The organism is Herminiimonas sp. GW821-FHT09C12, from assembly GCF_059416385.1.
This window is the reverse complement of record NZ_JBWKPC010000001.1, coordinates 2104486-2114498: the sequence shown is the minus strand read 5'-3', so window position 1 is coordinate 2114498 and position 10013 is coordinate 2104486. Positions and strand designations below refer to the sequence as shown.

The 10013-nt window shown below is 52.0% G+C and carries 7 protein-coding genes and 1 pseudogene; 5 read left to right on the top strand and 3 right to left on the bottom strand.

The window, feature by feature from the left end:
- Both AC07N2_RS09955 and AC07N2_RS09950 read right to left on the bottom strand, forming a co-directional pair.
- Positions 1-191, bottom strand: a pseudogene (locus AC07N2_RS09955) (aromatic amino acid lyase); the annotation flags it as partial.
- Positions 192-259: 68 nt separating this feature from the next.
- On the bottom strand, positions 260-1546 hold the full coding sequence (locus AC07N2_RS09950) for a urate hydroxylase PuuD (RefSeq protein ID WP_494778081.1): 1287 nt from the start codon (positions 1544-1546) through the stop codon (positions 260-262).
- A 365-nt stretch (positions 1547-1911) separates the two neighbouring features.
- On the opposite strand from AC07N2_RS09950, the gene AC07N2_RS09945 reads away from it, so the two are divergent.
- The 3 genes from AC07N2_RS09945 (at position 1912) to AC07N2_RS09935 (ending at position 6704) form a co-directional block, all read left to right on the top strand.
- On the top strand, positions 1912-2847 hold the full coding sequence (locus AC07N2_RS09945; RefSeq protein WP_494778080.1) for a LysR substrate-binding domain-containing protein: 936 nt from the start codon (positions 1912-1914) through the stop codon (positions 2845-2847).
- Positions 2848-3204: 357 nt separating this feature from the next.
- On the top strand, positions 3205-4962 hold the full coding sequence (locus AC07N2_RS09940; protein ID WP_494778079.1) for an allantoate amidohydrolase: 1758 nt from the start codon (positions 3205-3207) through the stop codon (positions 4960-4962).
- An 89-nt stretch (positions 4963-5051) separates the two neighbouring features.
- Positions 5052-6704 (top strand): methyl-accepting chemotaxis protein, encoded by a 1653-nt coding sequence (locus AC07N2_RS09935; protein WP_494778078.1) that lies wholly within the window; start codon positions 5052-5054, stop codon positions 6702-6704.
- A gap of 60 nt (positions 6705-6764) precedes the next feature.
- Here AC07N2_RS09935 and AC07N2_RS09930 read toward each other — a convergent pair whose 3' ends face one another.
- Complete coding sequence (locus AC07N2_RS09930; protein WP_494778077.1) at positions 6765-7664, bottom strand: LysR family transcriptional regulator; 900 nt, start codon at positions 7662-7664, stop codon at positions 6765-6767.
- Between the two features lie 88 nt (positions 7665-7752).
- On the opposite strand from AC07N2_RS09930, the gene AC07N2_RS09925 reads away from it, so the two are divergent.
- Entirely contained in the window at positions 7753-8277 is a 525-nt protein-coding gene (locus AC07N2_RS09925; RefSeq protein ID WP_494778076.1) for a DMT family transporter, read from the top strand.
- Positions 8278-8699: 422 nt separating this feature from the next.
- Entirely contained in the window at positions 8700-9995 is a 1296-nt protein-coding gene (locus AC07N2_RS09920; RefSeq protein WP_494778075.1) for an NCS2 family permease, read from the top strand.
- The last annotated feature ends 18 nt before the right edge of the window (positions 9996-10013 follow it).

The following is a 10013-nucleotide window of genomic DNA, read 5'->3' as shown; positions in this document are numbered from 1 at the left end:
GTGTTAAAGCTGTACATCATCGGTGCTTCATCGTGCATCCAGGTGGATTCGATGTAGTCGCGGCTTTCTTTCAGGGCAGCGCGGGAAGTAGCGGCTAGCGCTACTTGCGCGTAACTACCGTTCTGTGCGCGTGCTACCTGGATGACCTGCTCTGCTGTCAGGGTGAAGCCGTCTATCGTGATTGTCGTCATGTTGTTTCCTCGTTATATTTTTTATGATGTTTTCAGTATCAGCTAGCCGCACAAAATCTTGCGATTTCTTATTTTGCGCCGGCTTCGAACCAAGTTCCAATCAAGGCCCGCTCTTCATCTGTCATGTGGGTCATATTACCTAATGGCATGTCCTTGGTTTGCACAACACGCTGATACACCTTGGCCGCATGCTGGCGGATCAATTCTGGTGTTTGCAACATCATGCCGGCAGGTGCGGTAGCAAATCCCGCTTGCGTCGGCTGAGCCGAATGGCAACTGGCACAGCGCTGCATGATGACGTTTTGTACGTGTTCAAAATCACTTGCAGTCGTCGGTGTCACTGCTGCAGGGCTTGCTCCTGTCTCTGTCGTTGCTGTAGCCGTGACTGCAGGAGCAGTCGTTGTCACAGCAGCTACTGCAGGCTTTGGTATCGGACGCGGTGCAATCGCAATGGCAACTGCCACCAATAGCAACACACCTGCAATCGGATAAGCCAACGACACTTTTCCGGCATGACGCAAATTAAAGAAGTGACGAATCAGCACACCCGCCGCCATGATCGCTGCCAACACCAGCCAGCTATACGCATGCGTGTATGTCATCGCGTAGTGATTGCTGATCATGATGAACAGTACAGGCAGCGTGAAATAGTTATTGTGCACACTGCGTTGCTTGCCGCGTTTTCCATAGATGGGATCTGGCGATTTTCCGGCTTTCATCGCCTCTACCAGTTTGCGCTGCCCAGGAATAATTACCATCAGCACATTACCGACCATGATCGTACCGATCATCGCGCCGACATGAATGTAAGCGGCACGACCGCTCAGCAAATGCGTCAGCACATAAGTTGCGCCGACGATAAATACGAACATGACGATGCCGAGCAAACCCTCGCGCTTGCCCAGTGGTGAACGACACAGCAGATCATAAACAACCCAGCCGACCAGCAAAGTGCCGAGACCAACGCCGATAGCCTGCCATGAAGACAAATCAGCGACTGACTTGTCTATCATCATGGCTGATGCATTGAAGTAGTAGACGATAAACAACATGGCAAAACCGCTGAGCCAGGTTGCATACGCTTCCCATTTAAACCAGTGCAATTCTTCCGGCAACTCTTGCGGCGCAACCAGATATTTTTGCGGATTATAAAAACCGCCACCATGCACGGCCCACAGTTCGCCGGAGACGCCCTTCTTGGCCAAGTCGCTACCAGGCTTCGGAGGACGGATAGAGTTATCGAGCCAGACGAAATAAAACGACGCGCCGATCCAGGCAATACCGGTAATCAAGTGAAACCAGCGCACCAGCAGATTGAGCCACTCGACGCCGTACGATACGAATAATGCTTCCATGTCTTCCCCACGTTTGATTCTCATCCGCCACTGCGCGCTCTGCAAATGAGCAGGACTATGCGTCCCGAATTGGTCGTATCTGCCAGTAGCTGAGCGGATACTAGCGCATTGCGCCGTACCTTCCCGCTACCGAACATGCCGCTGCGACCTTGTGATCTTCATAACATCCAGCCACACAGATTTATGTACCTGCTTGCAACCAGACTATTGGAACGATAAACGCCCCAGTCACTTAATACATTGCTGATCTCTTATATTTGACATATAGAATTTGATATACAACAATGAGTTCGAAATGTGGGACATTCGGTATTTGATTTATCCCGAATGTTTGCCTGCGTGCAATCACCTACCGGAGACAACGAATGTCCAGGCTGCCCGATCATCTCGATATCCATCTGATTCGTATTCTTTATATGCTGCTGTGCGAAAAGAATGTCTCGCGCGTAGCCTTGAAATTGAATCGCCCGCAACCATCCATTTCAGCGTCCTTGCGTAAATTGCGTGAGCTCACTGGCGATCCTTTATTGGTACGCGGCGCGCGCGGCATGGTTCCGACCCAGCACGGCGAAAGTCTGATGAAGTCGGCCAAGCGCATACTCGATGAAGCAGAACATCTGTTCATTCCAAAGACGGCCTTCGTCCCGCAAGAAGAAGCGCGCACCTTTCATATCGCCGCGCCCGATTACATGAATACGCAGTTCTTTACGGAAGTCATTGCCCGTCTGCGCCGCGAGTCGCCAAAAAGCCACATCGTCATTCATGCACTCGGACCAGAAACTGATTACGTACGACTGCTGTCAGATGGCGAGCTTGATCTGGTGATCGCCAACTGGGATGAAATGCCCGAGCATTTGCACTTATCCAAATTGTTCGATGATCCTATCGTCTGTTTGATGCGTTCCGATTGTGCCTACGCACGACGCACCGGCACTGAAGATATGACGATTGAAGACTATCTCAGTCTGCCGCATGCAGCGCCATCACAAATTCTGCCCGGCTATCACGGCACGATTGATTCATTCCTGGAAAAACAAAATCTGCATCGCAATGTTGTAGTGGAATCAGCACATTTCCGCATGCTGCCTTATATGGTCGCGCAAACGGATCTGGTATTGACTGCAGGCCAGCAATTCGCAAGCTTTTACGAGAAGACGCTAGGACTTAAAAGCTATACGGTACCGATCAAGTTCCCGCCATTACGTTTTTACCTGTTGTGGCATGAGCGCGTGCATCAAGCCACCGAACATAAATGGCTCAGAGCGCAAGTCAGCGCTGCCGCCAAGAGCATGACAAAGTAAGGCTTCCCGGCCTTTTCTTTATATCTGAATCCAGAAGTCGACTATTCGCTATTCCATATATCGTCCTGTGTAATTTACTTTAGTATCGGCTCACAAACCTGCAGCTTGAAAACCTAAGCAGAGTAAATTAAAACATTCAGGAGACAGCCATGGAAAGCAATAGCCATCCGATGGACGCAAGAGTTGCGATAGCAAAACTCGCGACCCAAGCATAGTCATCACTCTGATGATCAGCGGCACTTTTTTAGAAAAATGCCGACCTGCCTGTCCCCCTATTTTTCACAGCAGCCAACGGCGGGATGCACTCGCCCAGCATTCAAGACAAGGATCGGTCAGACCCAAGCTGCCGATAAGAATATGACGACTCTGGAACATCTGAACAACTGCGACACGAAAACCTTCGTGGACACTCTGCACGGCATCTATGAGCACTCTCCCTGGATACCGGAAAGAGCCGCAGCACAACGTCCGCTACGCAACATCACAGCACTCAAGCAAGCCATGCAGGAAGTCGTTGCGAATGCCAGCCGCGAGGAGCAACTCGGCCTGATCCTGGCTCACCCGGAATTGGCAGGAAAGGCAGCGATTGCAGGCGAGTTGACAGCAGAGTCAACTGGCGAGCAAGCACAGGCTGGCTTGCATTTATGCAGCCAGGAAGAATTTACAGCGCTGCAACAACTCAATGCCAACTACAACGCCAGATTCGGCTTCCCTTTCATCCTCGCAGTCAAAGGCGCAACCGGTAAGGGACTGACACGCAAAGCGATCATCGCCACATTTACGCGTCGCCTTAGAAACCATCCTGAAGATGAGTTACAAGAAGCGCTGCGACAAATCGGACGCATCGCAGAAATGCGCATCAATGATTTGCTCGGCCACGTTCCGACACTGGGCAATGCCGTGATGACATGGGCTGAAGAAATCGGTGACTGGAGCGAAGACGAAAATGGCCTTACCTGCACCTACATGACGACTACGCATCGTCGTACTGCTGAACAACTGGCGAGCTGGATGCGCGAAGCAGGTATGTATGCGTACATCGATGCCGTCGGTAACGTGGTTGGCCGCTATCTGTCCACCGATCCGGCAGCCAAGACTTTGATTACCGGCTCACATTACGACACCGTGCGTAATGCCGGAAAATATGATGGTCGAGAAGGAATATTGCTACCAATTTCCGTCGTCAAATACTTGCATGAGCGTGGTGAGACACTGCCTTTTCATTTTGAAGTCATCGGATTTGCAGAAGAGGAAGGCGTACGTTTCAAAAGCACTTTCCTCGGTAGTAATGCCGTGATTGGCCAGTTCGATCTGTCGCTACTCGACATTACTGACCGTGACGGCATCAGCATGCGTGACGTGATCACAGAGGCCGGGCACGACATCAACACGATTCCATCTATTGCCCGCGATGCAAGCGATGTGCTCGGCTATGTCGAGGTCCATATCGAGCAAGGACCAGTATTGTTGCAACATGGCTTGCCGGTCGGCATCGTCACCTCCATCGCTGGTAGTTCGCGTTACCTGATTGAGTTGCAAGGCGTCGCCAGTCATGCCGGCACCACGCCTATGTCCATGCGCAAAGATGCTGCCGCTGCCGCTGCTGAAATCATTCTGTACGTAGAACAACGCTGTGCCCAACATCAAAGCGCATCGCTGGTCGGCACGGTCGGCCAATTGCAGGTACCTAACGGATCAACCAACGTCATCCCCGGTCGCTGTGTACTGTCGCTGGATATACGCGCCGCAGTTGACGAGGTACGCAATGCCGCCGTCGCCGATGTATTGCAACAAATCGCAGATATCTGCGCGCAACGCAATATCGAATACAAGGCCGAACAAACTGTTTCCGCACCAGCAGCACCATGCGCACCTTGGCTGATGCAGCAATTATCAGAAGCAACAGAGCGCGCTGGCGTACGTCCATACAAGCTTGCATCCGGCGCTGGTCACGACGCCATGGCGATCTCCAAAATGACCGATGTCGCCATGCTGTTCACCCGTTGCGGCAACGGTGGTATCAGTCACAACCCGCTGGAAACAATGACAGCAGATGACGCTGAAGTATCAGGCCAAATCCTGCTCGATTTTTTACGCAGCTTCAAAGCAAAGTAATACAACACCACGGCGAATCAAAAACATCCTATGAGTCACAGTCCATCAGCGACTGTGACTTGCGATCACCCTTTCTTAAAGGTAAACCCATGAAGATGCTTGCCAACATGAAAATAGGTCAGAAGTTGACTCTCAGTTTCGGCATCGTGATTGCATTACTGATCGTCATCACCATACTCAGCAATACCCAATTGCTGCAACTTAACAACAGCATCAATCTGATCACCAAAGACCGTTACCCAAAAACGGTGCTAGCCAACACCATACAAATTCAAGTCAACAAGATAGCCTTGAACCTGCGCGACATCATGCTGAGCAGTGATCCGGCCAAAATCAACAATCTGCTGGATGACACACGGCAAGCAGACAAGAAAATGAATGAAGGTCTGAACCAGATCAAGGCCATTGCACAAAACGAAGAAGACAAGCGCTTTATCAACGCTGCCATCAGCGCCCGCGATCAATATGTCCCGGCACGCGACGCCCTGCTGCAATTGGCGCAAGACGGCAAGACAGAAGAAGCCAAAATCTATCTGGATAATGTCTTCATGCCGGTACAGATCAAATACTTTATCGCGCTAGATGCGATGTTCGATTATCAAGGTGGCTTGATGAATGCAGCTGGCAACGCTGCCAGCGGCGACTCCGGACAAGCACGCACCATCATCAATATATTGGCCGGCATCACTCTATTGCTGTCGATTGCAGTGGGCTGGTGGGTAACACGCAGCATCACGCGACCACTCAACACGGCAGTCGGTGTTGCTCGACGCGTGGCTGAAGGCGATCTGAGCGGTACGGTACTCGTGAAGACGACCAACGAGGTAGGCCAGTTGATGGCTGCACTGAAAACCATGAACGACAATCTGCACCGCATCGTCACTCAGGTTCGCAGTGGCACCGGAACCATCGCCAACGCCTCCAGCGAAATCGCCAGTGGCAATATCGATCTATCGTCGCGGACAGAACAACAAGCCAGTTCACTGGAAGAAACCGCATCCGCAATGGAAGAGTTGACCTCGACCGTGAAGCAGAATGCAGATAATGCACAGCAAGCCAATCAGCTTGCCGTCTCTGCCTCGGATGTCGCAAGACAAGGCGGTATGGTCGTCGGTCAGGTCGTCGATACGATGGCAGCAATCAATGCCTCATCGAAAAAAATCGTCGACATTACCGGCGTCATCGACAGCATCGCCTTCCAGACCAATATTCTGGCGCTCAATGCTGCCGTCGAAGCTGCACGCGCCGGTGAACAAGGACGCGGTTTTGCGGTGGTGGCGTCTGAAGTGCGTAGTCTGGCGCAGCGCAGCGCGGCTGCCGCCAAAGAAATCAAGGCACTCATTGATGACTCAGTCGCCAAAGTCGACAACGGCAGCAAGCTGGTACAGCAAGCCGGTCTTACCATGAATGAAGTCGTTGCCAGCGTGGGACGCGTCACCGAGATCGTCGCTGAGATCAGTAGCGCCAGTCAGGAACAGAGTGCGGGTATAGAACAAGTCGGACAAGCCATCACGCAAATTGATGAAGGCACACAGCAAAATGCTGCACTGGTAGAACAATCTGCCGCCGCTGCGCAATCACTACAGGACCAGGCCGATCAACTGATGCAGGTAGTCAGCATTTTCAAACTTGAACGACAAGCTGTGGAGATATCTGCGTCTCGGGTAGCGCCAGAAAAACTGCGTCTGGTTAGCACGCCAACGATGCCGCAGCGAACAGCTATATCCAGTAACGCAGCCTGATGTTGCACTGACGCGCTTAGCCACAGCTAAGCTGCGTCGCAAATAACTGCCTGACTCACTTCAATCTGCACAGGCATTTTCCGCGATCCGATTACGCAACCAGCTCAATGCCTGCTCGTCATCGCGTCGCTGGTGCCAGACCAGCACAAACGAAAATGCAGGTACCTTAAATGGCACCGGAACCACAGCCAGTTCAGGATGCCGTATCTGACGCAAAACCCTGGAAGCAACCGTCAGTATCAGATCGGTGCCGGCTATCAACTGCGGTGCCACACTCCAATGTGGCAGAGCAACGGCTACGCGCCTGTGTTCACGTATTGCAGTCAATGCCTGCCCTACCTCCACTGCACCGCCACCACGCCCTACCCCGACATGCGGGCGCGCAAGATAATCCGCGAGAGTCAATTTACCGCCGGACGATAAAGTGCTTTTATCCAGCAGACAGGCAAAGCTTTCTTCAAACAAACTGGCAGAACGCAACTCTTGCGGCATGTTGGGAAACACACCAGCGGCCAGATCGATTTCACCATTCAACAATTGATCCAGCACTGCATCGCGACTGCCTTGCGTAATCACAAGATCGATGCCCGGTGCTTCACGGCGCAGATCTCTTACCAGATTCGGTAGCAGCAAGGCCGCACCATAATCCGACATCGCCAGACGAAAACTACGTCTAGCCACGGCTGGTTCAAATACATCCGGCGTCAACAATGCCTCTACCTTCGCCAACGCTTCAGCCAGCGGCTCCACCAGATCCAGCGCGCGTGGCGTAGGCACCAGCACACTGCCGACACGCTCAAGCAAAGGATCATCCAGCAACTCGCGCAGACGAGCCAGTGCATGGCTGACTGCCGGTTGACTCAAATGCAAACGCTCGGCTGCCCGCGTGACATGCCGCTCAGACAACAAGGCGTCCAGTATCACCAGCAGATTGAGATCGATGCGACGCAATGTATTCATTTCATGCATGTCCTGGATAGGTAAATGGAATTTCACTTTGCCGAGTGGATGAAATAAAGTTTCAACACATCTTCAAGGAAAAGGATACATGATGCATTTGATTCAATCACTCGTAATGATGCTGATCGCTGCCGGTGTCGGTGCGATGGTGCCATTGCAGGGCGGCGTCAACGCGATACTTGGCAAAGGCCTTGGACATCCGCTGTGGGCTACGCTGGCTTCATTACTGGTCAGCATCTGCGTATTGCTGCCGCTTATCTTGCTGCTGCGCTTGCCCATGCCATCTATGGACTTCGCATCCAAAGCACCACTCTGGATCTGGTCGGGCGGTCTCTATGGTGTGATTTTTATTTCATTGGCGCTGATGCTGATACCGCGATTGGGAGCTATGGGCTTTGTCGGAGCCGCAATGACAGGACAAATCATCGCTTCGCTGGCACTCGATCATTTCGGCATGTTGGGTCTCGCGACCAAGCAGTTAAACAGCGGGCGCGTACTCGGCGCTCTCCTCTTGATCGCAGGCGTAGTCGTGATACAGCTTAGTGGAAACAGCAGCTCTGCTACAGAAAAAGACACAGCCTTGCCCATCGCAGGACAAGCCGCTCTACGCTAGCAGCATGCAAGTGCAGGAAGGTTTTAAATCCATTATTTACGGCATGGCAAACAGCGCCGAGCAACGCAAAATGACCTGGATTTTCATTTGAGATGAAAATCCAACGGTCATGCCTGCTATCTGCAACAATCGAGATTAAAAAACCTGCAAAATAAGCCAGAAAACAACACCGGACAGGGCATGGCAATGCATGTATCAACCGACAGAAGTTGTTTATCTGCAACCGATCAGGCAATACCGCCACAGCCGACGTCCAAGGCTGTGGAAATGCCCTGTGCCATATAGCGGCAATCCTATAATGGATATTCCATCTGCATTACATTGCTTAAGTAAATTTCGACGACATTAGATACGCTGAACGTAATCCACATCAGATGGCAAACGTCCAAGCATACAAAGCATAATAATCAGGAGACAAGCAGATGACATTTTTGGACAAGTATTTCAAGTTAAGCGACCACGGTACGAACGTACGTACCGAGTTATTGGCTGGGCTAACCACCTTCCTCACGATGGCCTACATCATCTTCGTCAACCCATCAATTCTGGGTGACGCGGGTATGCCCAAGGACTCGGTCTTCGTCGCCACTTGCGTGGCAGCCGCGATCGGTACATTGATCATGGGTCTGTACGCCAACTACCCTATTGGTCTGGCTCCCGGCATGGGCCTGAATGCCTATTTCTCGTATGCTGTCGTGCTTGGCATGGGATATTCGTGGCAGGCAGCGCTAGGCGCGGTATTCATTTCCGGCTGCCTGTTCATGCTGGTCAGTTTGTTCAAGATCCGTGAGCTGATTATCAACAGTATCCCGAACTCTTTACGAACGGCGATCCCCGCCGGTGTCGGACTGTTTCTCGGTTTGATTGCACTGAAAAACGCCGGTATCGTCGTCGCCAATCCGAACACTCTGGTTACGCTTGGCGATCTGCATAAAGCTCCAGCCGTTATGGCAGTCATCGGCTTCATCGTGATCGTGGCACTTGACCGCCTCAAGGTCAGAGGCGCAATGCTGATCGGCATTTTGGCCGTGACCATCATGAGCTTCTTCTTCGGCGGCAATCATTTCACCGGCGTATTCGACACTCCTCCTTCGATTTCACCAACATTGTTCCAACTGGACATCAAGGGTGCGTTAGGGATGGGCCTGATCAACGTGGTACTGGTCTTTTTCCTGGTTGAACTGTTTGATGCGACCGGCACCTTGATGGGCGTGGCACAACGCGCTGGTTTGGTGAAAAACGGCAAGATAGAACGTCTGAATAAAGCCTTGCTGGCAGACAGTGGCGCCATCATTGCAGGTTCCATGCTTGGCACTTCCAGTACAACCGCCTATATTGAAAGTGCAGCTGGCGTACAAGCCGGTGGCCGTACCGGTCTGACCGCCGTCACCATCGCCATTCTGTTCCTGCTGTGCCTGTTCATCGCACCGTTGGCTGGTGTTGTTCCTGCCTACGCTACAGCACCTGCTTTATTTTTCGTTGCCTGCCTGATGTTGCGAGAACTGCGCGATATTGATTGGGAAGATACGACCGAATGCATACCGGCAGTCATCACCACCATCGTCATGCCATTCACCTATTCCGTCGCAAACGGTATGGCACTCGGCTTCATCACTTATGCAGCACTGAAATTGCTGACTGGCCGCGCAAAAGAAGTGTCGTTCATGATCTGGATCATTGCCGCCTTGTTCATGTTCAAGCTGATTTATCTGGGTTGAACAAGTAAACAAAGCAAC

Excerpts from the sequence above, each read along its gene's own strand:
- AC07N2_RS09950 (WP_494778081.1), bottom strand. The coding sequence starts at position 1,546 with ATGGAAGCATTATTCGTATCGTACGGCGTCGAGTGGCTCAATCTGCTG.
- AC07N2_RS09945 (WP_494778080.1), top strand. The coding sequence starts at position 1,912 with ATGTCCAGGCTGCCCGATCATCTCGATATCCATCTGATTCGTATTCTT.
- AC07N2_RS09940 (WP_494778079.1), top strand. The coding sequence starts at position 3,205 with ATGACGACTCTGGAACATCTGAACAACTGCGACACGAAAACCTTCGTG.
- AC07N2_RS09935 (WP_494778078.1), top strand. The coding sequence starts at position 5,052 with ATGAAGATGCTTGCCAACATGAAAATAGGTCAGAAGTTGACTCTCAGT.
- AC07N2_RS09930 (WP_494778077.1), bottom strand. The coding sequence starts at position 7,664 with ATGAATACATTGCGTCGCATCGATCTCAATCTGCTGGTGATACTGGAC.
- AC07N2_RS09925 (WP_494778076.1), top strand. The coding sequence starts at position 7,753 with ATGATGCATTTGATTCAATCACTCGTAATGATGCTGATCGCTGCCGGT.
- AC07N2_RS09920 (WP_494778075.1), top strand. The coding sequence starts at position 8,700 with ATGACATTTTTGGACAAGTATTTCAAGTTAAGCGACCACGGTACGAAC.